Annotated in this window: 20 protein-coding genes; 10 read left to right on the forward strand and 10 right to left on the reverse strand. The window is 63.5% G+C overall.

The window, feature by feature from the left end; translation table 11 throughout:
* Positions 1–2 precede the first annotated feature (2 nt).
* A complete protein-coding gene (locus R4P70_RS00400; RefSeq protein ID WP_317830178.1) occupies positions 3–1,055 on the reverse strand; it encodes an NrtA/SsuA/CpmA family ABC transporter substrate-binding protein in 1,053 nt (350 codons plus the stop codon).
* A 247-nt stretch (positions 1,056–1,302) separates the two neighbouring features.
* On the opposite strand from R4P70_RS00400, the gene R4P70_RS00405 reads away from it, so the two are divergent.
* From R4P70_RS00405 to R4P70_RS00420, 4 genes are all read left to right on the forward strand, one after another.
* The gene (locus R4P70_RS00405) at positions 1,303–2,052 is read left to right on the forward strand and encodes an IclR family transcriptional regulator (protein ID WP_020971387.1); all 750 of its coding nucleotides are present in this window, start codon (positions 1,303–1,305) and stop codon (positions 2,050–2,052) included.
* Positions 2,053–2,169: 117 nt separating this feature from the next.
* Positions 2,170–2,640, forward strand: a complete 471-nt coding sequence (locus R4P70_RS00410; protein ID WP_029256740.1) for an NfeD family protein — start codon at positions 2,170–2,172, stop codon at positions 2,638–2,640.
* Positions 2,637–3,452, forward strand: coding sequence for a slipin family protein (locus tag R4P70_RS00415; RefSeq protein ID WP_020971385.1), 816 nt, complete (start codon positions 2,637–2,639; stop codon positions 3,450–3,452). The genes R4P70_RS00410 and R4P70_RS00415 overlap by 4 nt, the downstream gene beginning before the upstream one ends.
* 59 nt (positions 3,453–3,511) lie before the next feature.
* The gene (locus tag R4P70_RS00420; protein WP_317830179.1) at positions 3,512–4,750 is read left to right on the forward strand and encodes an HNH endonuclease signature motif containing protein; all 1,239 of its coding nucleotides are present in this window, start codon (positions 3,512–3,514) and stop codon (positions 4,748–4,750) included.
* 65 nt (positions 4,751–4,815) lie between these two features.
* Here the strand turns inward: R4P70_RS00420 and R4P70_RS00425 are convergent, their stop codons facing one another.
* Positions 4,816–5,523 (reverse strand): pyridoxamine 5'-phosphate oxidase family protein, encoded by a 708-nt coding sequence (locus R4P70_RS00425; protein WP_019746065.1) that lies wholly within the window; start codon positions 5,521–5,523, stop codon positions 4,816–4,818.
* A gap of 97 nt (positions 5,524–5,620) precedes the next feature.
* Between R4P70_RS00425 and R4P70_RS00430 the strand changes: the two genes are divergently transcribed.
* On the forward strand, positions 5,621–7,006 hold the full coding sequence (locus tag R4P70_RS00430; protein ID WP_317830180.1) for a PLP-dependent aminotransferase family protein: 1,386 nt from the start codon (positions 5,621–5,623) through the stop codon (positions 7,004–7,006).
* Between the two features lie 59 nt (positions 7,007–7,065).
* Complete coding sequence (locus R4P70_RS00435; RefSeq protein ID WP_070797618.1) at positions 7,066–9,183, forward strand: FAD-dependent oxidoreductase; 2,118 nt, start codon at positions 7,066–7,068, stop codon at positions 9,181–9,183.
* A gap of 8 nt (positions 9,184–9,191) precedes the next feature.
* On the opposite strand, the gene R4P70_RS00440 is transcribed toward R4P70_RS00435, so the two are convergent.
* The 6 genes from R4P70_RS00440 to R4P70_RS00465 form a co-directional block, all read right to left on the reverse strand.
* Entirely contained in the window at positions 9,192–10,250 is a 1,059-nt protein-coding gene (locus R4P70_RS00440; protein WP_019746062.1) for an isopenicillin N synthase family dioxygenase, read from the reverse strand.
* Positions 10,251–10,394: 144 nt separating this feature from the next.
* Positions 10,395–11,498 carry an inositol-3-phosphate synthase gene (locus R4P70_RS00445; protein ID WP_003945979.1) on the reverse strand — a complete coding sequence of 368 codons (1,104 nt, stop codon included), beginning with the start codon at positions 11,496–11,498 and terminating at the stop codon, positions 10,395–10,397.
* Complete coding sequence (locus R4P70_RS00450; RefSeq protein ID WP_003946014.1) at positions 11,491–12,054, reverse strand: PadR family transcriptional regulator; 564 nt, start codon at positions 12,052–12,054, stop codon at positions 11,491–11,493. Before R4P70_RS00450 ends, R4P70_RS00445 begins: the two co-directional genes overlap by 8 nt.
* A 116-nt stretch (positions 12,055–12,170) precedes the next feature.
* A complete protein-coding gene (locus R4P70_RS00455; RefSeq protein WP_317830181.1) occupies positions 12,171–12,941 on the reverse strand; it encodes a DUF1707 domain-containing protein in 771 nt (256 codons plus the stop codon).
* Between the two features lie 8 nt (positions 12,942–12,949).
* Positions 12,950–13,771 (reverse strand): DUF1707 domain-containing protein, encoded by an 822-nt coding sequence (locus R4P70_RS00460; RefSeq protein WP_317830182.1) that lies wholly within the window; start codon positions 13,769–13,771, stop codon positions 12,950–12,952.
* Between the two features lie 9 nt (positions 13,772–13,780).
* Positions 13,781–14,620 (reverse strand): DUF1707 domain-containing protein, encoded by an 840-nt coding sequence (locus R4P70_RS00465; RefSeq protein ID WP_317830183.1) that lies wholly within the window; start codon positions 14,618–14,620, stop codon positions 13,781–13,783.
* A gap of 128 nt (positions 14,621–14,748) precedes the next feature.
* Between R4P70_RS00465 and R4P70_RS00470 the strand changes: the two genes are divergently transcribed.
* The 3 genes from R4P70_RS00470 to R4P70_RS00480 all read left to right on the forward strand — a co-directional run bounded on the left by R4P70_RS00470 (position 14,749) and on the right by R4P70_RS00480 (position 19,513).
* Positions 14,749–15,168 carry a DUF5318 family protein gene (locus tag R4P70_RS00470; RefSeq protein ID WP_042448217.1) on the forward strand — a complete coding sequence of 140 codons (420 nt, stop codon included), beginning with the start codon at positions 14,749–14,751 and terminating at the stop codon, positions 15,166–15,168.
* Between the two features lie 577 nt (positions 15,169–15,745).
* A complete protein-coding gene (locus R4P70_RS00475; protein WP_042953410.1) occupies positions 15,746–17,896 on the forward strand; it encodes a transglycosylase domain-containing protein in 2,151 nt (716 codons plus the stop codon).
* Positions 17,897–17,935: 39 nt separating this feature from the next.
* On the forward strand, positions 17,936–19,513 hold the full coding sequence (locus tag R4P70_RS00480) for a glycosyltransferase family 87 protein (protein WP_070795416.1): 1,578 nt from the start codon (positions 17,936–17,938) through the stop codon (positions 19,511–19,513).
* Between the two features lie 2 nt (positions 19,514–19,515).
* Here R4P70_RS00480 and R4P70_RS00485 read toward each other — a convergent pair whose 3' ends face one another.
* Positions 19,516–19,815, reverse strand: a complete 300-nt coding sequence (locus tag R4P70_RS00485; protein WP_003941253.1) for a helix-turn-helix transcriptional regulator — start codon at positions 19,813–19,815, stop codon at positions 19,516–19,518.
* Between the two features lie 186 nt (positions 19,816–20,001).
* Here R4P70_RS00485 and R4P70_RS00490 point away from each other — a divergent pair, with 186 nt between their 5' ends.
* Positions 20,002–23,844, forward strand: coding sequence for a helix-turn-helix domain-containing protein (locus R4P70_RS00490; RefSeq protein ID WP_317830184.1), 3,843 nt, complete (start codon positions 20,002–20,004; stop codon positions 23,842–23,844).
* Between the two features lie 6 nt (positions 23,845–23,850).
* Here R4P70_RS00490 and R4P70_RS00495 read toward each other — a convergent pair whose 3' ends face one another.
* A complete protein-coding gene (locus R4P70_RS00495) occupies positions 23,851–24,630 on the reverse strand; it encodes a DUF4190 domain-containing protein (protein ID WP_050656539.1) in 780 nt (259 codons plus the stop codon).
* Between the last annotated feature and the right edge of the window lie 36 nt (positions 24,631–24,666).

Genomic DNA, 24,666 nt, shown 5'->3' on the forward strand with positions numbered 1-24,666 from the left:
GGTCACTTCCCCTCGGTGGTGGGCGCTGCCGTTGCCGAACCTGCCACAGCACCCTGGAGGTCGAAGATCACGTCGCTGCCCTCGAGGGGCTGCTGGATCACCTTGTTCTCGGCGAACAGCGTGGAGATGGATTCGAGGTCGGTAGCGTCGGCTGCAGTCGGGTAGCGGAAGTTGGTGATCTGGCCGCCGAGGGTGATCGCGTCGTCGAGTCGCTGTCCGGAGAGTGCACGCGGACCGGTCTGTTCGAAGACGTTCTCGAAGGCTGCTGGGTCGGCCTGCTGCTTCGCGGTGAGTTCCTGGGTGACCTCGAGGAACTTCTGGACAACCTCGGGATGGGCTTCGAGTACTGCGGTGCGGCCGGCGATGATGGTGCTGTCCACGGAGTCGATGCTCGCCTCGGTTGCGATCTCGACCGCGCCCTTGGCCTTCGCCTCCTGATACGGAATCAGGAACGATGCCCACGCGTCGACCTGCCCGGTGGAGAACGCCGACGCCGCGTCAGCCTGTTGCAGCGGAACGCGTTCGACGGAATCGATCGGCACTCCGGCCTGCGTCAGGGCCTTGAGCGTGATGTACTCGCCCTTACCTGCAGGGTTGACGGCGATGCGCTTGCCGGCCAGATCTGCGACGGTCTTGATTCCGGATTCCGGAGTGGCGATGATGCCGGCCTGGTCCTTGTTGTACGGGTCGGACGTGGCGAAGATGCGGACACCCACGTCCTTGGACAGTGCTCCGACGACGGGACTGTATGCGCCGGTTTGGATGTCGAGTTCTCCGCTGTTGAACAGTTTGAGGTTGGAGCTGAATCCCGGTGTGGTCTTGACCCATTCGATCTTTGCGCCCAGCGGTGCCAGCGCCTCGTCGTAGGTTCCGTCACGCTTGCCGACGGCGATGGCACCGGAGTTTCCGGGATCGAAGACTTTGAGCGTGAAGTCGGCGCTGGAATTGCCTGCGGCGCTGTCGGAATCGGAAGACCCACACGCCACCGCCAACCCGGCCAGCGGGATCATGGCGAGCGCAGCGGCAGCTCGTGGCAGTCGGCGGAAGCGGGACATGTATGTGGCTCCTTCAGGCGTTGATTCGTCAGAACTGACGACGATGACGCTATTGGGTGCCTGTCCGTTTTACCCCCGTTTGTTTTCTGGAGATTGGAAATCTTGACAACATCGGAAGTCTGTTCATCTGGGCTTTTGTGGGTCCGCGTCTGCTTCCTTTCCACCTGACGGAAAGGATGGCCGGACTGCTGGGTCCGTGTTAGCGTCCGATTCTCAGGTCGATCAGGCCACAGCGAAAGGATCGTTCGTGACGGACGCACGCGGCGCGGGAGTTCAGACGGTAACCCGTGCCCTGACCATGCTCACATGTTTTCGCAGTGGCGAAGAACTGGGAGTCTCGGAAGTTGCGCGGCGACAAGAGCTTGCGGTCAGCACCACGCATCGATTGCTGCAGTCGCTCGTCGACGCGGGGTTCCTCGAGAAGGACGACGCAACCAGTCGGTATCGCATCGGCGCGGCGCTGGCGGCATACGGACAGGTCTCCTACCGGCAGCATCGGATCTATCTGTCCGAGCCCTATTTGGAGCAATTGGCCGCGACGACAGGAGCATCCGCCTCCCTGGCAGTGCGAAGCGGAAGTGAGGTGGTGTTGCTCGGATTCAGCCGATGGCGCGAGGCCGACGGGCACGTGCTCCAGGGTGTCCGCCTTCCCTTGCATGCGAGCGCACTCGGGAAAGCGTTTCTGGCGTGGTCCGATGTCGACGATTCCGAGCTCGCTGCGCTGCCACGTGAAGCGACCACTCAGCGTGCGATCACCGATGTTGCCGGTATCCGCCGGGAATTGGAACTGACTCGTGAGCGAGGATACGGATTCAACGACGAGGAGTTGACCCCGGATTACCGAACGATCGGAATTCCGATCATCGATGGATCCGGCACTGTGCGTTACGCTCTCGGGCTTCGTGGTCCGGTCGAGCTGATGATCGACGAACGGATTCCGTTCCTCGCCGACCTTGCCAAGGTGACTGCGCGACAGATCGGTGAAGTGCTTCTCTGAACTGGCGTGAAGCGCTTGTGGCAGATCCGGCCGAACGTGATTACCGTTGAAGTCGAGGGCGCGATCGCACAATGGCTACGCGACGTGACCGCGTCCTCGCGAGCGTGGAGACGAGTGATGACGACGATCGGTGTCGTTGCCCTGCTGCTGGGCGTCCTGTTGATCGTGGTCGAGGCGCATGCCCCAACCGCGGGGGTGCTCGGTGTGCTTGGAGCACTCATGATCGGTGCCGGCGTCTGGATGCTTTTCACATCCGACGGTATCGGCCAATTGATCGCGATCCCGGTGACGGCGGGAGTCGCGGTAGTCGGCCTGGGCGTGGTGGCGGTAGCGAGTCGAAAAGCGCTTACCGCGCGCCGCGCTCCCGTGCGTACGGGGACGGAATCTCTTGTCGGTTCCGACGCGACCGTTCGCAGTTGGACCGGCGCGCAGGGTCAGGTCGAGCTTGACGGCGGATTATGGAGTGCTCGAATGGAATTCGGGTACGACGACTCTGTGCCTGCCGTGGGCGAATCCGTCGTCGTAGAGCAGGTACGAGGCCTGACTCTGAAAGTGCGCCGTCGTGAACCGTGGGAGCTGCCGCTATGACCACCGTGCTTGTCGTGTTGTCCGTGTTTGTCGTGCTGATTGCAGTCCTTGTGGGAATGTCGGTGAGAGTTCTGCGCGAGTACGAGCGCGCGGTGGTGTTCCGCCTCGGCCGATTGATCACCTTGAAAGGCCCAGGCCTGGTGATTCTGGTGCCGGCGATCGATCGTATGGAACGGGTCAGTCTGCGAACCGTCACGCTGAAAATACCGGTCCAAGAAGTGATTACCCGCGACAATGTTCCTGTGAAGGTCACCGCCGTCACGTACTTTCGGGTCGTCGACGCTGACCGTTCGATAGTCGAAGTCGAGGACTTTCTGGCCGCCACCTCACAGATCGCCCAGACCACACTGCGCTCCATCCTCGGTAAAGCTGAGCTGGACTCGCTGCTCTCCGAACGTGAACGCCTCAACGAGGATCTGCAGAAAGTCATCGACCAGCAGACCGAACCGTGGGGCGTCAAGGTCACGACCGTCGAGATCAAGGACGTCGAGATTCCAGCCAACATGCAGCGCGCCATCGCCAGGCAAGCAGAGGCCGAACGTGAACGTCGAGCCAAGATCATCAACGCCGACGCAGAGTTTCAGGCTTCGGCCAAGCTCGCCGAGGCGGCCGAGGTGATCAGCCGCAATCCGACCACTCTGCAATTGCGATATCTGCAGACACTTCACGAGATCGGTAGCGAGAACAACTCCACCGTTGTCTTCCCCTTGCCGCTGGATCTTGTCCGGCCGTTCATGGGCGGCCAAGCGGAGGTCTCCACAGCCACCCAAGAACATGCCCGTTCTGTCTGGAATGCGAAAGTTGTTGATTAGCAGCTAGTTTCATCTCGTTTTCTCTTGTATTCGAAACTGTGTTCGAATATGATTGCTGCATGGACAGTCGGGAAGCGTGGCAACTGGATGGTGAGGACCTCAAGAGTGAGGTTCTCGATCTGGCGCGTGCCCGGCACGAGTTGCAGTCGCGGATGGTGTTGTTGATCGTGGAGATGTTTTCCCGTGAGGTTCTCGGGGGGAAGGGTTTTCGGGCGATCGCGCAGTGGTTGCATGGTTCGACGAATCTGGAGATCGGTGAGTGCAGTCTGCTGGTCGGGTTGGCGCGGTTGTTGATGCTCGAACCTGTTGTGGCGGATGCGTTTCACCGTGGTGATGTGGATGCGTTGAAAGCCCGTCAGGTGGCGTCGTTTTGTCAGCATCCGCCGAAGAACATGACCCTGGCGGATGTGGACAAGGCCCGCGGGATTCTGTTGTCGTTGGCGTCGAAGAACATTGCCGATTGTGATGCGGTGCGGGCAGCGATCCGGCGGATCGAGAAGCAGTACGGCAAGCGTGAGGACGGTGTTCCGGTCGGCGAGGATTCCGAACGGAACGAGTTCTACGCCTCGAAAGGCTTGTACGGGCGTGTGTCTGTGAAGGGCGATCTGGATGCTGTGAACGGGGCCCGTCTGATCACGTTGTTGTCGAGCCTGTCCGCTCCGACACCGGAGAAGGACGGCGTGAAGGACACCCGTACTCCTGCATTACGGCGGGCGGACGGGTTTTGCGAACTGTTGCGCCGGTACGAGCGGGCGGGGTTGGGCCCGGTCGAAGGCGGGGTGAAACCGCACATCACGGTGACCGCATCGGCAAAAGACATGACGGACCTTAAAGCTTTGAAAGACCTGTTGCCGTCCACGGAGGAACTCGGGTTCGCGTGGACGGATTGGGTGGGTCCGATCAGTATCGACACTGCCCGGATGTTGGCGTGCGACTGCACCGTCACCCGAATTTTGTTGGATGAGAATGGTGTTCCGCTCGACTGCGGTAAGGAAGCGAGAACGGCAACGGTGCCGCAGAGGCGGGCGTTGGCGGTTCGTGATGGCGGTTGTGCGTTTCCAGGGTGCGGGACTCCGTCGGGGTGGTGCGATGCCCACCATATTGTTCACTGGGGTGATGGTGGCCCAACAGATCTCGACAACCTGATCTTGTTGTGCGGTCACCATCATCGGACACTGCACCACACCGAATGGCGGGTCGAGATCGGCCCCGATCGGAAGACGGTGTTCTACCCACCGATGTCGATCGATCCGCACCAGCAGCCGATCGGCGGGAACAGCCCACCGACAGCAGCCTGAACGGGCGCAACTGAATACGTACACACCGGGGCATAGCCATGCCCCGGTGTGTACGGCGTGTGCGGTCAGAGCATCGTCGAGATATGGTCCGGAAGCGCGACACCTGAGTCGAGATCCTCGGACGGGATCGGTTCACCGAAGTGCGTAGCTGCGGGAACTACTCCAGCCCAAACGGTTTCGACACCAATGTCGGCGGCATCGTCGCCGGGGCCGCCGGTGCGGGCCTTGACGGAAGCCTCGTACAACGGCAGTGCAAGAACGATGGTTGCCGCCATTTCCTTGCGCGTGTGATCCCGCAAGTGTTGGGAACGTCCGGGAACCACCTGGTCGACGATCAGATTCAAAGCCTTCACTCGCTCGTCGCCGTCGGTCACGACTCGAGGTGATCCGATGATGACGCCGCTGCGGTAGTTCATCGAGTGATGGAAGCCCGACCGCGCCAACACGAGCCCGTCGAGGATCGTGATGGTGATGCAGATTTCGCTGTCGGGAGCCAAGCTTCGCGAGGCCACCGAGCCGTGAACATAAATAGACCCGCCGCGGTCAGGGCCGTCGAGGTCGAACCCGTACGCGGTGGGAAACACCATGGGAACTCCGCCGACGGTCACGCCCATGTGGCACAGCTTCGCGGACTGCAAGACGTCGACGAGTGCCGCGCGTTCTGCGACGCCGTGGTGGCGGGCGCGCTTGTGCGTCGTACGTGCTGTCGGGGACAGCGGAATAGGTGCAGTGGGGGCAGGAGCAGGGGCAGCAAAGACAACGGAATCTGTCATGCAGACAATGCTGGTGGCAAAGTGGCTTCAAGTCATGGTCCAATCAGTGGAGACTTCGATAGGCCACTTCGATTCGCCACTTCCGGGAGGGTTCTGAATGTTTCTTCCTTCGGCGGTAGCCGTCGTCCTCGACCGGACAGATCGGCGGGCGCTCCCGATCCAGATTGCCGACCACCTCAGAGCGGATATCCGCAGTGGTAAGGCGGCAGTGGGTCTGAGGTTGCCCAGTTCCCGGAAGCTGGCGGCGGAGCTCGAGGTGGCGCGGGGCGTCGTGGAACGGGCGTATGAGCAGTTGATCGCCGAGGGATGGCTTGTCGCTGTGCACGGCTCGGGCACCTTCGTTGCCGAGGCGCCCTCTCCCGTGGTCACTCCCACGACTACACCGAAGAAGGCCGCCGACAAGATGTCACCCAGGGTGCAGCTCCGGCCGGGCGTGCCGTGGACGCCGCCGCGTGCATCGGCAGCGTGGCGGCGGGCGTGGCGTGACGTCGGGGCCAAACCGCCACCATTCGAGGATCCCGATCCTGCGGGTGACTACGAATTGCGTTCGGCACTCTCGGAATTGCTGGCAAGGGCCCGCGGAATGTCGGTTGAACCCGAGAGAATCCTGATCACCTCAGGTGCCACGCATGGTCTCGGCCTCGCCTTGTCGGCCCTGCGTACCCGTGGTGCTGTTCTGGCGATGGAAGATCCCGGATACCGGTATGCATCCTCGGCTGCAACAGCCTGTGGATGGTCGCTGCTCGACGTGCCCGTCGACGCTCATGGTCTCTGTGTCGACCAACTCGAAACGGCGTCGGAGAGCGTCCGCGGTGTGTATGTGACACCGTCCCATCAGTATCCGACAGGTGGGCTGCTTCCGGTAGGTCGGCGCAACCAGTTGATCGAGTTCGCACGCGCCCGCGACGTCGTCCTGTTCGAGGACGATTACGACTCCGAATTCCGTTACGACGTAGCGCCTTTGCCTGCGCTCGCCCAGTTGGCTCCTGATCGGGTGGTATATCTCGGAACGGTTGCCAAAACGCTCGGCGCCGGAATTCGATTGGGCTGGTTGGTAGCTCCCCTCGACCTGGTCGACCGCATAGCAGTACACCGCAAGCGAATCGGCGACTTCCCGTCGGTTCCGCTGCAGCAAGCGCTCCTGTCCCTGCTCCGTGACGGCGAATGGGATCGAGCGGTACGTACCGCCCGGCGCAGGTACCGCGAGCGCGATCGGGCGGTCGAGGAAGCACTGTCATCGTTCGGTGAACTGCGCGGACTCGGCGCCGGCATGCACACGACGCTCATGCTCGACGCGGATCTGGCAGCCACCGTCGCTCGCGAGGCACTTGAACTCGGCGTCGAAGTGCCCACCCTGGTCGAGTCCACCCGAACGCACGGAGACCCCGGTGGATTGGTCATCGGCTACGGGCGAGTGGAATCCGCGGACCTCGAATATGCGCTCGAGGTGATAGCCGAGTGCCTCGCACGTCACAGCGCGTGAAGTCTCGATGATCGGGAGTGCGGCAACGGATGGGCGTGGTCCAGCTCTAGCGTCTGCTCGTGACGATCCGAAGCCAGACCTTTCCGCACCTGCTCGCACCAGGCACCATCGGCCCGATGACCGTGCCCAATCGTGTGGTTCTCCCTGCGATGGACATGAACCTGTGTGAAGACGGGGAAATCGAAAAGGGCGACATCGACCACTTCGTGGCTCGTGCGGCTGGTGGAACGGGTCTGATCATCACCGGTTGCTGCGCTGTTGCGTACCCGCTGGGCTGCACCAGCCGCAAGGAACCGGGGCTCTCCGAAGACCGGTTCATCCCCGGACTCAAAGCGCTGGCCGACGCGGTGCACGACGCAGGCAGCAAGCTCTGTGTGCAGATGACACACCACGGCAAGGTGGCGCGCATCGATACCCTCGACGGCCGACCCCAGTTGGTCCCGTCCACACCGAAGCCGCCGGGTGACATGAGTGCGATGGCCGATTGCACGCCCGAAGAACTGGGCAAGATGGCTGCCATCAACGAGGGCAAGAGGGCGACCTACCACGAGGCCACCAAGGAAGATCTTGATTGGCTCGTCCGCATGTTCGCCGAGGCTGCCGGACGGGTGAAAGCGGCGGGCGGCGACGCCGTCGAGATTCACTGTGCCCACAACTACGTCCTCGGAGCGTTCCTGAGTCGGTACACGAATCAGCGCAGCGATGAGTACGGAGGTTCCATGGAGAACCGTGCACGCCTGGCTTGTGAGGTCATTCGGGCGGTCAAGGAGGAGGTCGGCGGTGCGCTTGCCGTCATCGTGCGTCTGGCCGGTCAAGAGTACGGCGAAACCGACGGGCTGACCGTCGACGAGGCTGCTGCGGCCGCCAAGATGTTCGAAGAGGCCGGCGCTGACGCCATTCACGTCACCGGTACCGCGCTGAATGCTTTTGCCAACTTCACCGACGGCCCCCTGCCCGACAAGGTCGGCTACTACACGGACAATGCAACGCGAATCAAGCAGGCGATATCGATCCCCGTGATCACGGTCGGACGTATGCTCCCCGAGGTCGGCGAGAAGATGATCGCGGAAGGTCGTACGGACTTCGCCGCGATGGGCCGCCAGCTCCTGGCCGATCCACAGCTGGTGAACAAACTCAAAGACGGTGTACCCGAGCGGGTTCGGCCGTGCATCAATTGCTACGTCTGCGTGCAGGAGAACTTCTGGGACGAGACCCCGCTGTGCGCGGTGAACCCTGCCCTGGGCAACGAAGCGCTGCTCCCCTTCGTTCGGACCAGCACCCCGAAACACGTTGTTGTGGTCGGAGCGGGCCCCGGTGGTCTCGAAACGGCTCGCGTGGCCGCTGAACGTGGGCACCGAGTCACGGTGTTGGACAAGTCCGATCGCCTCGGCGGCACCCTGTGGTTCTCGAGCCTCACTACCCCGGACAACGGGCGTCTGCTCAGCTGGTTGAAGGTGGAAATCGAGCGTCTCGGTGTCGATGTTCGACTGAAGACCGAAGCCTCGGTTGCTTCGATCCGGGCACTGAACCCCGACGCCGTAGTTGTGGCCACCGGTGCAGTTCGTGAGCGGCCTAGTGTTCCGGGCGGCGACTTGCCGCACGTGCACACCGGTGATTCGTTGCGCGCGTTGATGACCGGAGCGGGAGACGTCTCACAGGTGCCGCCGTTCCTGCGTACGATGGCCAAGTTGGGCAAGCTGTCCGGTATCACCAAGAGCCCCGCGGCGATTCGAGCTGTGACCCGCAAGTTCCTGCCCATGGGTAAGGACGTTGTCGTGATCGGTGGTTCGCTTGTCGGACTCGAGCTTGCGGAGTTCCTGGCCGAGCGAGGTCGCAATGTGACGCTGATCGAAGAAGGCCAGCAGTTGGGTATTCCGATGGCGATGCCGCGCCGCTGGACGGCTGTGCGCCACGCCAAGCATGTCGGTGTGGACATTCACCGCAATTCAACGGTGCAGCGAATCACCAAGGAGCACGTCGAATTCCGTTCCGGTGACAAGACACTGACCGCTCCAGCCGACATGGTTGTCGTCGCGTCGGGGGTGTCAGCGCAAGCGCCGCTGGCCGACGCTCTGATCGGCGTCGTCTCCGACGTGCACGTGGTCGGTGACGCGGTGAACGTCGACTACATCGAAGGTGCGATGCACACGGCGTGGAAAGTTGCGATGGATCTTTGACCCATCCCCTAGGTAGCGCTTTGTGCCGCAACGATGTCCGGCCACCATCGGGCCGCGACATCGGGGTGCGCGCGTAGTCGACTCTTGAGGGCGTTCGCCCCGTAGGAATCGTGGATCGGGTTGTTCGCGTCCACGGTGACGCCGGTGGCGCGCGCCGCCAGCTCGGGCGGTAGGTCGAACTCCGGGATCTGCGCTGCGTAGTTCGGGTTGAAGAAGAACGGCACCGAGATACGTTCACCGTCACCTTCGGGTGAAACTACCCGGTGCACAGTCGCTTTCAAGTAGCCGCCGGTAGCGACCTCGAGCAGTTCGCCGATGTTGACCACCAGCGCCCCGTCGATCGGCGGGGCGTCGATCCAGTCGCCGTCGTGCTCGACCTGCAGACCGCCCTTGCCCGGTTCGACATAGAGCAGAGTCAGCACACCCGCATCCTTGTGCCCGCCGACGCCCTGGGAGCCGGCACCTTTCGGGCGGCCCGGGTAACGCACCACCTTGATGAGGATCGACGGATCGTGAGCGAACGCGTCGTCGAAGATGTTCGCATCCTGGCCCAGGGCTACCGCCCATTCGCGTAAGAGGCTCAATGCGATCGAGGTGAGTGTGTCGTTCCACTCGGTAATGACGTCGCGGAGTTCGGGAAGGGCGTCGGGCCACTGGTTGGGGCCCTGCAGGATCTCCCAGGCCGGTGAGGTGTCGGTGCGCTCGGCTGCGGGCTGCTCGGCGCCGATGTCGATCTGCTCGCGCCAGTCCTGCTTGCCTTCGGTCAGTTCGCCGCCGAGCCTGGTGTACCCACGGAAGTGCGGGCTGCGGACGTTCTCGATCGCGAGCTTCTCGGCAGTCGGTAGCGCGAAGAACTCGCGGGCGACGGCGAGGAGGCGGCGCTGCAGTTCGTCGGGAATTCCGTGGCCGACCAGGTAGAAGAATCCGACCTCGTGGGTGGCCTCGCGGAGCTGAGTGCGGAATTGCTCGGCGGTGTCGGGGTTCTGCGCAAGCGACAGATCGAGCACTGGCAGCGACGTAATCGACATGGGGTCCTCGATCCGTGTGATGGTTCTGATGTCCATCATTCCACGCTGATCGGCACCCGGACCCGCTCGGCGATTCGGCAGCCGCAGGCGTGATTACCCGCGCGGATGCGGAAACACCCTGCGGATAACAGAATCGGGGCCTTGCGCCGTTGGCGCAAGACCCCGAATCAGCGTGAACCTAAATCAGGCCTCGTCGGCTCCGATGATGAACGCTTCGAGCTCGATGCGAGCCTTGTCGTCGGCCATCTGGACCGGCGGGGACTTCATCAGGTAAGCGGAAGCCGGGTAAACCGGTCCACCGATGCCGCGGTCCTTGGCGATCTTGGCTGCGCGGACGGCGTCGATGATGATGCCGGCAGAGTTGGGCGAATCCCAGACCTCGAGCTTGTACTCCAGGTTCAGGGGAGCGTCACCGAAGGCGCGGCCTTCGAGGCGGACGTATGCCCACTTGCGATCGTCGAGCCACTCCACGTAGTCCGAGGGACCGATGTGGACGTTGCGGTCGTGAACCTTGCCGGCAAGTGCGCCGGTCAGGTTGGACGTCACGGCCTGGGTCTTGGAAACCTTCTTGGACTCCAGGCGATCACGCTCGAGCATGTTCTTGAAGTCCATGTTTCCACCGACGTTGAGCTGGTAGGTGCGGTCCAGCACGACGCCGCGGTCTTCGAACAGTTTCGCCATCACGCGGTGGGTGATGGTGGCGCCGACCTGGCTCTTGATGTCGTCGCCGACGATCGGGACGCCGGCGTCCTTGAACTTGGCAGCCCACTCCGGGTCGGAAGCGATGAAGACGGGCAGGGCGTTGACGAATGCCACGCCTGCGTCGATCGCGCACTGTGCGTAGAACTTGTCAGCGTCGTCGGAACCGACGGGCAGGTAGGAGACGAGGACGTCGACCTGAGCGTCCTTGAGTGCCTTGACGACGTCGACGGGCTCGGCGTCGGACAGCTCGATGGTCTCGGCGTAGTACTTGCCGATGCCGTCGAGGGTCGGGCCACGCTGAACGGGAACGTCCAGGGGCGGGACGTCGGCGATCTTGATGGTGTTGTTCTCGCTCGCGAGGATCGCCTCGGAGAGGTCGAAGCCGACCTTCTTGGCGTCGACGTCGAACGCAGCGACGAACTGCACGTCGCGGACGTGGTACTTGCCGAACTTGACGTGCATGAGGCCGGGGACCGTCTGGGTCTCGTCGGCATCCTTGTAGTAGTGGACGCCCTGAACCAGGGACGAGGCGCAGTTACCCACGCCCACAATGGCTACGCGCACCGCGGTGCTGTTCTCACCCATGGTCGGGTTCTCCTTCTTTCCGGGATGTTCCTGTTGTCGATTGCTCGGCTGCGATCAATTCGTTGAGCCAACGCACTTCGCGTTCACTCGATTCGAGTCCGAGCTGATGGAGCTGACGGGTATAGCGGTCCAGCGATCCGCTGGCCCGACCGACGGCCTCGCGGAGCCCCTCACGGCGCTCCTCGACCTGGCGTCGCCTGCCTTCGAGGATCCGCATCCGCGCTTCTGCGGGGGTGCGGCTGAAGAAGGCGAGGTGAACGCCGAAACCGTCGTCGGTGTAGTTCTGCGGCCCGGTGTCGGCGACCAGTTCGGTGAACCGTTGCCGACCTTCCGGAGTGAGCTGGTAGACGCGACGCGCCCGACGCTTGAGCGTGCCGGTGGCAGTGTCGACGTCTTCCGAGATCAATCCGTCGGCTTGCATGCGCCGCAGTGCCGGGTACAGCGATCCGTACGAGAACGCGCGGAATGCGCCGAGCAGACCAGTGAGCCGCTTACGCAGCTCGTATCCGTGCATCGGTGACTCGAGGAGCAGCCCGAGGATTGCGAGTTCGAGCAACTGACAAACCTCCCGAGTCGTTGAACCTAACCGCTTGATGCGATAACCAACTATATCGCGCCGATATATAAAACCACACTGCGGCCCGATACGTGTACCAAGGTGTCACGGCTAGATCAGGGGGTGAACGGGTAGATCGACATGATTTCCCCGTCGAGGCCAGCGGTCAGGTACCCGCTTTCGTCGAGGTCGTTGCCGACGTGGATCTCGATGGTCGGCACGGTTTCGGTGCTTCCGACAGAGACGTACCGAGTGGTCGGATTTTGCACCGACGTTGTGGTTCCGGCGCCGTCGAGCAGGGCGATCACGATGCGAGGATCGAGCTGTGTGACGTCGATCTGTGTCACGTCGGGTTCGCGCGATCCTCCCGAAGTCGTGTCCTCGAGGTCGCCTCGGTAGTAACTGTCGAGGCTCTTGCGCTGCGCAGCAGGATCGGCGCGCGTTACGCGTGCATAAGTGGGATAGATGGTCATCTCGTCGACCAGTCCGCTGCCGTACTGCGTTTCGATGGCACGGAACATCGCCCCCAGGCCGTCGACGGTGTGCAACTGTGGCTCGGGGCTGGAGAAGATCGTGACGTCCGACGCCACATATTTGATTCCGAAGCCGATTGCCGACACCAGTGACAGAGCGATGATCGCAAGGGCGATCAAACGCGTGTCGAGCGAAGGTTCTTTCCGGAGAACAGGCAGAGACGCTTCGGTCTGCAGATCGGACGTCAAATCTTCGAGATCGCCGAGAGTGACAGCCACCGCGGCGAGTTCGGTCAATTCGTCGTGCTCGGTCGCCGTGAGTTGCCCGTCGGCGAAGGCGGAGTCCAGCACTGCGCAGGTAGCCTCGCGATCGGCATTGCGAGCGCGGGTGGTCCTGGTCAGATCGTTCGGCATGTCCGGGCCTATCGAGGAGTGAAGGGAGACAAGCGGATCGGGCGGCCATCCGGGGTCAACTCCATCGAGGCGCTCGCGCCGAGGTCGTTGTCCACGTAGATGGAAATGCGTGGTTCCTGGCTCGACGAGCTCATGCCGATGTGTGAGACCTTGGCGTCGGGGACGTTGAGATTGGCGGACGCTCCGGCCAGGTATCCGGCGAGTTTGTCGATGTCGACCGAGGCGAGGTCGAAGGTAGTCGTGCTGGCCGCCCGGGATGTGGAGCTCTCGCTTGGTGTGAAACCTCCACGAAAGTCGATGTCCTCCTTTAGATTCGGCGAGACATCGGCGGCGCGAGTGACGCTTGCATGGCCGTCGTAGAAGTTAGCGGAATCGATCATCGTCGTGCCGAACTTGTTGTTGTACCGGGTGATGAACTCCCGTATTCCGCTTGCTGTGACCGTATCGAGCGTCGAACCCACAATGGGGGCAAGCGGTTCGATTGCCTGTGGTGAAACCGGCGGAGGCGCAGGGGGTGAATCGTCGGCGGACAAGGTGAGGTACCCGATCAGGCCGGCGAAGATAGTCGATGCGGCTGCGAGGTACCAGATCTTGTCGATACGACGAACTTTGGCAACGGCGTTGCGCAGCGTTGCTTTCTGCAGATCGCGGACCAGTAGATCGAGCTGGCCGAGGGTGGTCGCGGTCATCGCCGCAGCCGTCCGGTTGGCGTGCTCGTCGACCGTGATCTGGCCGTCGGACAGAGCCGTATCGAGAACGGCGCAGGTATCGGAACGGTCGACGTCGCGCGCACGGGTGCGCGTAGAGGTAGTAGTCGGGGACCCACTCACCGGCTCACCCTAGCTCCCGTACGGGTAGGAACGAGAGATCTCGCCCCACGGCGTGACCTCGATTCGTCCTTGGTGGCCGAGTCCGTTCTCCGCATAGATCGCGATCTCCGGGAGGCCGTAGTTCGCGTCCACGATCAAGTGCGTGATCGTGGCGTCCGAAACATTGACGTAGGCGCCGATGTTCACCATGTACGGCGCGAGCTTGTCGATCTGGATGGAACCGAGATCGAAGGTCGGCTGGCCCGTCCGCCGCGGAGTGGATGTCACTTCCCGCTCGAAGCCGTCGCGAAAACTGATGGACTCGGCGCGAGCTGGAGCGTCGGGGACCGCCCGGCTCACCAGGGAGAAGTCGCCGTGGAAGCTGGCGTCATCGATGAACATGTCGCCGAACTCGTCGCGATACTTCTCGATAAATGCGCCGATACCCTCGGGAGTCAATGTGTCGATGTGTGCGATCAGGATCGGTTCGACGGTCGGCTCCGGCACCAGGGTGGTGGTCGGCAACGGTGGCGCGAGGGAAGTAGTGCCGGCATAACTGGCGGTGATGTCTTCCGAAGGCGTCAATGGTGAGCGACTCCAGGCCACCGCGGCGACCGCGCCGACGACGATCAGAGCAGCGCCACCGATGTACACGGCCTTGCGCGTCACCGACGTCCGAGGCGCCGTTGTGGTATCGATCTTCGGCACCTGCAGATCGTTGACCAGGCGCGCGAGCTCGAGCAGGGTTTTCGCGGACCTCGCCTTTTCGGTCCGTTCGAAGTAGTCCTCCGCGCTCAACTGCCCTTCGGCGTACGCGGCGTCCAACACATTGCACGTTTCGACGCGATCAAGATCACGAGCACGCGTCATCGGGGAACGGGAAGACTTCACAGGAAGTGATCGTAATGGCTGGTCGCCATGCGTCCGGACCGCAAAATGTGTTCATCGTGACCCTCCCGAACCGTCCGTGGCGGCACGGACGCACGTACGCTGGTCAGGTGCGGATACAGCGGCAAGTTGTGGACTACGCGCTCGCGCGTCGGTCTGTGCTGGCCGAAGTGTCTGCGGGTAGGACCGACGTCAAGCAAGTGTGTGACGCCGATCCGTACCTACTCAGAGCCGCGAAGTTCCACGGCCGGGGCAGCGACGTCGTCTGCCCCATTTGCCGCAAGGAACAGTTGACGCTCGTGTCCTGGGTGTTCGGCGACAAGCTCGGTCAGGTTTCGGGATCGGCCCGAACCTCGGACGAGCTCGCTCGGCTTGCGGAAACAGCAGAGGAGTTCACGGTGCACGTTGTAGAGGTGTGCCGTACCTGCAGTTGGAACCACTTGGTGCAGTCCTATGTGCTCGGCGCAGTACCTGCGCCGCCGCGACCGCGGCGAGCACGCCCACCAAGCCGGCGCACCGCCAGCGAGTAACGCCACACCCGAAGAAGGGCCCGATCGAAGTCTGCACGTGATCGGTCCGTGACCACTGGAGATTTGATTCGTGAGTTCCCCCAGCAACAACAACCCGGGAGGCAACAACCCGGGTGGCCGTCCCGTCGGTCCCAACCGTCCCGCCGGACCTCCTCAGGGTCGTCCGCCGCAGGGACGTCCGATGGGTCCACCACCGCAGGGTCCGCCTCCGCAGGGACGCCCTCCGATGGGTCCGCCCCCTCAGGGTCGTCCGCAGCAAGGCCGTCCGATGGGACCCCCGCCTCAGGGTCGTCCGCCGCAAGCCCGACCTTCGGGCCCGCCTCCTCAGGGCCGCCCCGCCGGTCCCCCTCCTCAGGGTCGTCCGCCGCAAGGCCGGCCTGCCGGCCCGCCGCCTCGAGATCGTGCCGCAGGCGCTCAGGCAAACGAACCGACCCAGCGCGTCGCGGCAGCAGCAGCGACCACCCGTACCAACGCGGGCACCCGCCCGCCGGTCGGACCTCCGCCGACGAAGCCGCCGACAGGTGGCTCCGGTGGCGGTGGCAACGACGGACAACCCCCGAAGGGAAGAAAGAGCACCGTGAAGAAGAAGTCCAAGTGGCGCACAGTTCGCCGCTCGGCCTACGTCTTGGTGGCGCTCGGTCTTGTTCTGCCCGTCCTTGCCTTCATGGCCGCGTACATCGTGCAGGACGTCCCCAAGCCAGGTGACCAAAAGACCAATCAGGTGGCGACGGTCTTCGCCGCCGACGGCACCACGGTGATCAGTACTGTCGTCCCGCCGGACGAAGGTAACCGCGTCGAGGTCTCACTCGATCAGGTGCCGATGCACGTTCGGAACGCCGTTCTGGCCGCAGAGGACCGCGATTTCTACTCGAACCCGGGCTTCTCGATCTCCGGTTTCGCGCGCGCAGCCCGTGACAACGTGCTCGGTCGTGACAGTGCCGGTGGTGGCTCGACCATCACGCAGCAGTACGTGAAGACCGCGCTCGTCGGCTCGGAGCGTTCGCTGACGCGAAAGATGAAGGAACTCGTTCTCTCCTCGAAGATGGCCAACGAGTGGTCCAAGGACGACATTCTCGCCGCATACCTGAACACCATTTACTTCGGTCGCGGCGCGTACGGCATCGAAGCTGCGTCCAAGGCTTACTTCGGCAAGCCCGTCGACCAGCTGTCCATCGAAGAAGGCGCCGTCCTGGCATCGTCGATTCAGCTTCCGTCACTCCTCGATCCCGAGACCAACCCGACCGGTGCCAAGTCCCGTTGGAACTACGTGCTCGACGGCATGGTGTCCGCCGGCACGCTGGATCAGGCCGCGCGCACGCCGATGCAGTACCCCGCCTACATCCCGCTCGCCCAGGTCGACAACAGCAGCCAGGGCTCGACCGGACCCGAGGGCCTGATCAAGCGTCAGGTGCTCAAGGAGATCGGCGACGCTGGAATCAGCGAGCAGTTGCTCAACACCGAGGGCTTGCAGATCACCACGACCATCGACCCGCAGGCTCAGGCCGCAGCGGTCGAGGCAGCCCGTTCCAACATGGAGGGTGAGCCGGAGAACCTGCGCACCGCAGTTGTCTCGGTCGACCCGAAGACCGGTGCCGTCAAGGCGTACTACGGCGGTGAGGACGGCGCGGGATACGACTTCGCGAATGCCGGACTTCAGACCGGTTCCTCGTTCAAGGTGTTCGGTCTCGCAGCCGCCCTGGATCAGGGAATCCCGCTCTCGCAGATGTACGACAGCTCGCCGCTGACCGTCAACGGCATCTCCATCGGCAACGTCGAAGGTGAAAGCTGCGGCACCTGCACCATCGCAGAGGCGCTCAAGCGTTCGCTGAACACCAGCTTCTACCGCCAGATGCTCAGCCTCGACGGCAACGGCCCGCAGGCAATCGCGGACATCGCACACCAAGCGGGCATCCCGAAGGACATCCCGGGCGTCGGCCCGTCGCTCACCGAGGCTGACGGTTCCGGTCCCAACAACGGCATCGTGCTCGGCCAGTACCAGGCCCGCGTGCTCGACATGGCGTCGTCGTACGCGACGCTCGCCGCATCCGGCACGTATCACGCACCGCACTTCGTCCAGAAGGTCGTTGCCGCCGACGGCACCGTGCTGCTGGACCGCGGCGCACCCGCTGGCGAGGACCGCATCGACGCTGCCGTGGCGGACAACGTGACGGCTGCGATGCAGCCGATCGCGGCGTACTCGCGCGGTCACAACCTGGCCGGCGGACGTCTGTCGGCGTCGAAGACAGGTACTGCGCAGCTCGGTGACACCGGAGCCAACAAGGACGCATGGATGGTCGGCTACACGCCGTCACTCTCGACCGCGGTCTGGGTCGGAACTCCCGACGGTGAAGCGATCACCAACTCGGGCGGCGCGATGATCTACGGCTCGGGTCTGCCTTCGGACATCTGGAAGGACACGATGGACGGCGCCCTCGACGGCACCGACAACGAGAAGTTCCCGACGCCGGGCAAGATCAACGGCCAAGCCGGTGGTGTTCCGGAGTACACGGCACCTGCACCGCCCAAGACGTCGGCGCCGCCGACCACCGCACCGACGACGACGGAAACCACTCCGCCGCCTGTGGTGACGACGACGCAGGTCGAGGTTCTGCCGGGCATCACCATCCCGATTCCGGGCATCTCCCGACCGACGACAACCACGCCGCAGGTACCAGGGGCAGGCGAGACCACCGAGGAAGAACCGGCAGGTGTGAGCCCCGGCCAGTAGTTGGAGGGTGGTCGGTTCGAAAGACGGTAACCTCGCGGAGTGGCCGCGAATGCTGATGATGCCGAACCGACCTCCCCCGCTCCGCTGGCCGAAGATCTTCGTTCGGCGGATTGGCGGGACGTTCCCAGTCGCAACGACGCGATGGTGTCTGCGCTGTCGGGAACCGTCGGCGGTCCGGTAGGTCGTCACGCACTGATCGGACGCACTCGCTTCTTCACCCCGATGCGAGTGATCCTTCTGCTCGCCGTGGTGTTCTTGGCTTTCGGCTGGTTCGCGAAGGCCGGCTGTATTCAGCAGGCGCCGGTCGGCGAGAGCGGGCAGGTCGGCCTCGACTGGAGCGGCAGCCGTCAGTACGTGGCGATGTGTTACTCCGACACCGTTCCGCTGTACGGAGCCGAACGCCTCGATCAGGGAGCATTCCCGTACAAGACGTCGTGGGAAGAAGTACGCGGCGACGGTTCGATCCAGATGCGGTACATGGAGTATCCGGTCATCTCGGGGCTCTATCAGTACGGCGCGATGAAGGTCGCCAAGGCGTGGGATTCGATCACCTGGCTGCCGGGCGCGATTCAGGTGGCGCTCTATTTCAACGTCGTGGCGTTCGGGTTGGCGTTGGCGTGGCTGGTCACCGTGTGGGCGAGCACCCTGCTGGCCGGACGACGAGTGTGGGACGGCGCGCTCATCGCGTGTTCCCCGTTGGTGATCGTGCACGTGTTCACGAACTTCGATCCTCTGGCGACGGCGTTCGCGGCTGGCGGGTTGTTGGCGTGGGCACGCAAGCGGCCGGTGCTCGCGGGAATCCTGCTCGGCCTGGGCGGCGCCGCGAAGCTCTACCCGCTGCTCCTACTCGGACCGCTTTTTGTCCTGTGTCTGCGCGCGGGCAAGACGAGGGACTGGCTGGTGACCGCACTCAGTGCCGTCGCGGCATGGCTTGCGGTGAACCTGCCCATCGCCGCGCTGTACCCCCATGGTTGGTACGAGTTCTTCCGGCTCAACTCCGAGCGCGGGGCCGATCCCGATTCCCTCTACAACGTGATCGCGTCGTTCACGTCGTGGAAGGGCCTCGACGGTCCTCTCGCACAGGGTGAGTCGCCGTCGAATCTCAACGCCGTCTCTCTGCTTTTGTTCGTGGCCGTCTGCATCGGTGTCGGATACGTCGCCCTGACGGCGCAGCGTCGTCCGCGCGTTGCACAGTTGTGCTTCCTGTTGGTGGCGGGCTTCCTGCTTACGAACAAGGTGTGGAGCCCGCAGTATTCTCTGTGGCTGGTGCCGCTGGCCGTGTTGGCCTTGCCGCACCGCAGACTCCTGCTCGCGTGGATGACCATCGACGCCCTGGTCTGGGTTCCACGAATGATGTATTACCTCGGGGTGTCCAACAAGGGGCTGCCCGAGCAGTGGTTCACCGGAACGGTCGTGATCCGGGACATCGCGGTACTCGTTCTGTGCGCGCTGGTGCTCCGGCAGATCTACCGGCCGTCGGAGGATCTCGTGCGGTACGGGTTCATCGACGATCCGGCGGGCGGTGTTCTCGATCAAGCACCGGACAAACAACCTGCCTGGCTACCCGGTTGGTTGAAGCCGTCCAAGGCGAAGGAACCGGAACCCGTCGCGGTCTGAGGTCACCACTCGTCGAGGGTGGTGTACCCGTCCTGGACCGCGCGGGCAAACAATGCTGCCTTCGTGGGAGCCGGCCGCCCGACGTCGCTGTACTTCGTGCGGATCCGAGTGATGTGTGTGTTGACGGTGCAGACGCGTAGGCCGAGTGTCTCGGCGACCTCGGACTTGGAATCCGAACGTAGCCAGGCAAGAAGTACTTCGATCTCGCGGACGCTCAGCTTCGGCTTGTGCTTGCCGTGCTTGGGGTTGCCGACTCGGGACACGTTTGCCTCGATCTTCGGAGAAATGCCGATTGAAGACATGCGAGTAGCGCCTTTCGACGGAGGGGATGGGCGTCGACTGCCTTATTTGCAGAAGGGCTGCTGGCTCAAGGTGCGACTGAGACGAGTATTTCGATCGAGGTGTCTCAGTGGAACGGGTGCAACTCTCTCGATACAGAGTCCATACAACGGACAAATCTCCTACCTGCTCCGATAGAGTGCGTCGCTATGAACTCGAAGGCGGAAGCCGGTACGCACTATCAGGTCGATCCCGCCCGGATCGAGTCGCGTGGGCAGTTTGCTGAGACGCTCACTGCACTGCGGAACGCAGCCGGACTGACGGTCCGCGAAGCCGTCGAGCGTTCGGGTGGTTTGCACGGAACCGTCAGCGGATGGTTTGCCGGCCAACACCTGCCGACGCCGGCGAGTACCCCGATGTTTTTCGCGCTCCTCGAGGCCTGCGGCGTCGATTCCGAGGATGAGCGGCAGCGCTGGATCAGTGCGGTGCAACGAGTGAGGCAGTTGACGGCCAGACGACGCGGCGACGCCACCGTTCCGTACCGAGGTCTCGAATCTTTCCGACAAGAGGACGCCGAGTGGTTCTTCGGTCGAGACGAACTCACTGCCAACTTGGCCCAACGGGTGGCGTCGGCGATACGAGGTGTCGGCCGCCGTCAGTTCATGGTGATCGGTGCTTCCGGATCGGGTAAGTCGTCGTTGCTGCGGGCCGGGCTCGCCCCCAAGGTTGCCGAGGGCGATTCACGGTTCGACGGCTGGCGGGTGGAAATCCTGCAGCCGGGTACGGGAGGAATTCCGTCGTCGATTTCCGACGAACCAACCGTCTTGATCCTCGACCAGTTCGAGGAACTGTGGACGCAGTGCGACGGTGATCGGCGCGAGGAAATACTGCGGACTCTCGCGGAACTCGGTGAGAACACCATCGCCGTCATCGGAATGCGCGCCGACTTCTACGGGCTCGCGGCGGAGGAACCGCTTTTGGTGCCGCTGCTCGACGATTCGCCGATGGTGGTCGGGCCGCTGACCGACGAACAATTGCGCGAGGTGATCGTCGAGCCGGCGATCAAGGCCGGGATGACCGTGCAGAGCGAATTGGTTCAGGTTCTGGTCTCCGAGCTGACACCACGCGGCTCGCGTACGGCGAGCGACCCCGGAGCTTTGCCCTTGCTGTCACACGCACTGTTGGGGACCTGGCAACGGTCGACGCGTAAAACTCTGACCGTCTCGGATTACTACGCCACCGACGGGATTGCCGGAGCCGTCCAGCAAAGCGCGGAGGAAGTGTACGGCGAGCTCACAGAGCGGCAGCAGCAGTTGGCGCGCAGGATCTTCCTCCGATTGGTCAACGTCGACGAAGTGACGCAGACGCGTCGGCGTGCACCGCGCACCGAACTCTTCCTCGGTGACGACGTCGACGACGTGAACACCGTCATCGACCGGTTCGCCTTACGGCGCCTTCTCACCGTCGACGAAGAGACGGTCGAGGTTTCGCACGAGGTCTTACTGTCAGCGTGGAGTCGGCTTCGCGATTGGATCGACTCGGACCGCGCCGGCCTGGCGGTGCATCGCCGGTTCACCTACGCGGCGCAGGTGTGGGAAGACAGTGGACGCGACCCCGGCGCGCTGCTCGGACCCGCACGTCTTCACCTGACGGAAGAATGGCTGAACTCGGGTGAACTCGGTCTCCCACTGGAACCGAGTCGGACCCGCGCCGCCGACCTCAACGCCACCGAGCGGGAGTACCTCGCTGCGAGCATCGAGCATCGTGATCAGCAGGAATTTGCCGATCGCCGACGTACACGCGTTCTGCGACGGCTCGTGACTGCGTTGGCAGCTGCGTCGGTGATCGCTCTGGTGTTGGCGGTGGTTGCGACCGTCGCCGGTATCGGAGCCAATCGTCAACGTGTCCAAGCAGATACCGCGCGAGACGAGGCGATGTCGCGTCAGGTGGCCACCGAGTCGATCAGGATGCGCGAGCGGGATCCGTCGCTGGCGTCGCAGCTTGCTCTGGCGGCATTTGCGGTCAACGAAACAACCGAAGCCCGCTCGGCATTGCTGGATGCGTCGGGCGTTCATTCGGCTACTCGCATCATCGGACCGCCCGGCGCGATGAAGGCCCGGATAAACCCAGCCGGAACTGTTGTGGCGGTGGGTGGTTCGGATGGGAAGGTCAGACTTTATCCGATGGTGGACGGTGTGGCCTCAGCTGTTCCGCAGGCGGAGTTCCTCGGAGTCTCGGAGGGCACGGCGCTCTTTGCCGTCGCCTACAGCCCGGACGGACGGCTGCTTGCGACCGGTGGCGCCGGCGGCGCTGCGCTGTGGGACGTGTCGGATCCCGAGAATCCGGTCCGTGGAACTCTTCCCGTCGACGGTGAACGCGTAGTGCAGGACATGGAGTTCAGTCCAGACGGAACCAAGCTGGTCGCCGGTACCTCGACGCCCGACGTCCTGCGATGGAACATCGACGTTTCCGCGAATGCCGTTGCTTTGCCTGCTCTTCCGCACCCAGCTGACGGCATCGTCACCGCGACGTTCAGTCCTGACGGACGTTTCCTCGTGGCAGGCGGGCGTCAATCGACACTTCGTGTGTGGGACGTCGCGAAGTGGGGTGAGGAATCGGCGCCGATCTTCGCGACCGAGCCGAACGGCACCACCGTCCACTACCTCGGTGTTGCCTTCAGTCCGGACGGACGCGAGCTTGCGGCGGGAACCACTGGCAGGGAGGTGGTTCGGTGGGACATGAGCGATCCGGCGCGCCCCACTCCCCTGCCGGCACTGACGGGATTTTCCAGCTACGTCAACGAACTCAACTACGGCAAAGACGGAACACGTCTTGCCGCAGGAAGTTCCGACAACTCCGTGCGCGTGTGGGACCCACGAACCGGGGCGTTGATCGAAACACTTCCGGACAGTGGGGCGGTGACCACCGTCGACTACAGCGACGACGGCCGCAACCTGGTCACCGGAGGACTCAACGGTGTGACTCGCGTGTGGGCTCTACCGGGTCCGGTCTGGGCGGGACCTCGGGACACGATTTTCACCAGTCCCTTTGCCGCGGACGGCTCGCGTCTGGTGGCCGGCGTCGGGGCCAGGGGTGGCGCGATGTTGGCGTGGAACACCGAGGATCTCGATCGCCCCGCGGTGATGCCGGAGTTGAAACCGCAAGGGGACGACTCTTTCAGCGGTGCGTCGGCGGTGTCGGCAGACGGGAACCTGGCTGTGAGCGGCACCGGCGGCGGCGGTGCATATCTTTGGGACCTGAGTGATCCGGCGTCGCCACGGATCTACAGCGAACCCGCGGTGTACGTGAAGGGCATCGTGGCGGTCGTCGCGTTGAATCCCGCCGGAGATCTGCTGGCGGTGTCCTCGCAGGACGACAACAGCATTGCGTTGGTCGACGTTTCCGATCCATCGGAACCGAAGCTGCTGTCGTCGACCGATGTCGGCTCTTACCCGCAGATGATGGCATTTCAACCGGGCGCCGACATCCTGGCGATCGCGAACGCCAAGAACGAAGTGGATCTGTGGGATGTGTCGAACCCAGCGTCGCCCCGGGTGGCGGCGACGGTGGGTGGATTCGAAAGTTACGCATTAGCAGTGTCTTTCAGCACCAACGGAACGCTGTTGGCCGCCGGAAGTGCGGATCACAGTGTCGCCGTGTGGGACGTACGCACACCGTCGGCACCCGAGGAGCTCGCTCGTCTTCTCGGTCCCGAGGGCGCAATCTATTCGATCTCGTTCAACCGCGCCGGTGATCGGCTCGCTGCCGGTGTCGGCGACGGAACCGTCTGGCTCTGGGATATCGAGACGCCCTCGCAGTCAACACGATTTGCGACGCTGTCCGCCCACCCGGGTCGCGTCAACGACGCTCAGTTCGCCGGCGCGAGTGACATGATCGCGGGCAGCGGGTCGGACAAGACCGTTCGCTTGTGGGGAATCGACCCCGACAGCGTCGTTGATCGATTGTGCCGCACCGCAGGATCTCCCATCACGGAAGCCGAATGGGAGCGTTACCTGCCCGGTGTTCCCTACCAGGATCCGTGCGCCGGCTGACGCGGGTCAGTTCATCCAGAACTCGAGCGCCGCTTCCCGACCCAGCTCGCCTCCGCTGCCGGTGATCACCAGTCCGGCGGAGGTGAGCTTGTACGTCACGTCCTTGTTGGTGACGGTGAATCCGTTGCCCGTGGGCGTCGGATCGTCGAGTTCGATGGTGGCGCCGTCGCTCAGCCGTTGACCCTTGTAGTAGTAACGCCCGACTCCGGTTTCGCAGATGACGATTCGTGATCCGGTCGTGACGGCGATGGCGACGGCAGGATTGGTGGAGTTGCAACTGGGGCCGCCGGAGATGAAGCCCTGACGGTTGGTGCCCGAGACGGTCGGCGCTGGTCCGATCGAGGTTGTGACGCGTGGGGGCGTCGTCGTTTTCGGCGCTGTGGTGGGTGCACTCGGCGCCCGAGTTGTGGTCGTGGAGTACGAGTACGGCGTCGTATAGGTGAGACTCCGCGAACTCGCTTCATTGGCGGCGTTGCCGAAAGCGGCGGCGAGCAGCCCGAAGAACGCGATCCACACGATCACGGCCAAGATGCCGAGCGCGGTGAAGATGTAGCCGATGATCAGTCCGGCAAGGGCGAGTCCGTCGCCTTCTTCGCCGGTCCGTTTGATCTGGCCGCGAGCGATGTGCCCGAAGACGATCCCCAACGGCGCGATGAGGAACGCGAAGACGAGGGCGAGCACCGCGAGTGTGTTCGTCGGCCGCCTGCCGTACGGATCGGGCTGCCCGTACGGAGACGGTTGCCAATTCTGATTGCCCTGGTACCCGTACCCACCCTGATCGCTCATGAGGTGAATCTTGGCATGGACTTGGCCGAAGAGTGC

This window comes from Rhodococcus sp. IEGM 1241 (genome assembly GCF_033142365.1).
Taxonomy (GTDB): domain Bacteria; phylum Actinomycetota; class Actinomycetes; order Mycobacteriales; family Mycobacteriaceae; genus Rhodococcus_F; species Rhodococcus_F erythropolis.

Excerpts from the sequence above, each read along its gene's own strand:
- R4P70_RS00400 (WP_317830178.1), bottom strand. The coding sequence starts at position 1,055 with ATGTCCCGCTTCCGCCGACTGCCACGAGCTGCCGCTGCGCTCGCCATG.
- R4P70_RS00410 (WP_029256740.1), top strand. The coding sequence starts at position 2,170 with ATGACGACGATCGGTGTCGTTGCCCTGCTGCTGGGCGTCCTGTTGATC.
- R4P70_RS00415 (WP_020971385.1), top strand. The coding sequence starts at position 2,637 with ATGACCACCGTGCTTGTCGTGTTGTCCGTGTTTGTCGTGCTGATTGCA.
- R4P70_RS00420 (WP_317830179.1), top strand. The coding sequence starts at position 3,512 with ATGGACAGTCGGGAAGCGTGGCAACTGGATGGTGAGGACCTCAAGAGT.
- R4P70_RS00425 (WP_019746065.1), bottom strand. The coding sequence starts at position 5,523 with ATGACAGATTCCGTTGTCTTTGCTGCCCCTGCTCCTGCCCCCACTGCA.
- R4P70_RS00430 (WP_317830180.1), top strand. The coding sequence starts at position 5,621 with ATGTTTCTTCCTTCGGCGGTAGCCGTCGTCCTCGACCGGACAGATCGG.
- R4P70_RS00440 (WP_019746062.1), bottom strand. The coding sequence starts at position 10,250 with ATGATGGACATCAGAACCATCACACGGATCGAGGACCCCATGTCGATT.
- R4P70_RS00445 (WP_003945979.1), bottom strand. The coding sequence starts at position 11,498 with ATGGGTGAGAACAGCACCGCGGTGCGCGTAGCCATTGTGGGCGTGGGT.
- R4P70_RS00455 (WP_317830181.1), bottom strand. The coding sequence starts at position 12,941 with ATGCCGAACGATCTGACCAGGACCACCCGCGCTCGCAATGCCGATCGC.
- R4P70_RS00465 (WP_317830183.1), bottom strand. The coding sequence starts at position 14,620 with ATGACGCGTGCTCGTGATCTTGATCGCGTCGAAACGTGCAATGTGTTG.
- R4P70_RS00485 (WP_003941253.1), bottom strand. The coding sequence starts at position 19,815 with ATGTCTTCAATCGGCATTTCTCCGAAGATCGAGGCAAACGTGTCCCGA.
- R4P70_RS00490 (WP_317830184.1), top strand. The coding sequence starts at position 20,002 with ATGAACTCGAAGGCGGAAGCCGGTACGCACTATCAGGTCGATCCCGCC.
- R4P70_RS00495 (WP_050656539.1), bottom strand. The coding sequence starts at position 24,630 with ATGAGCGATCAGGGTGGGTACGGGTACCAGGGCAATCAGAATTGGCAA.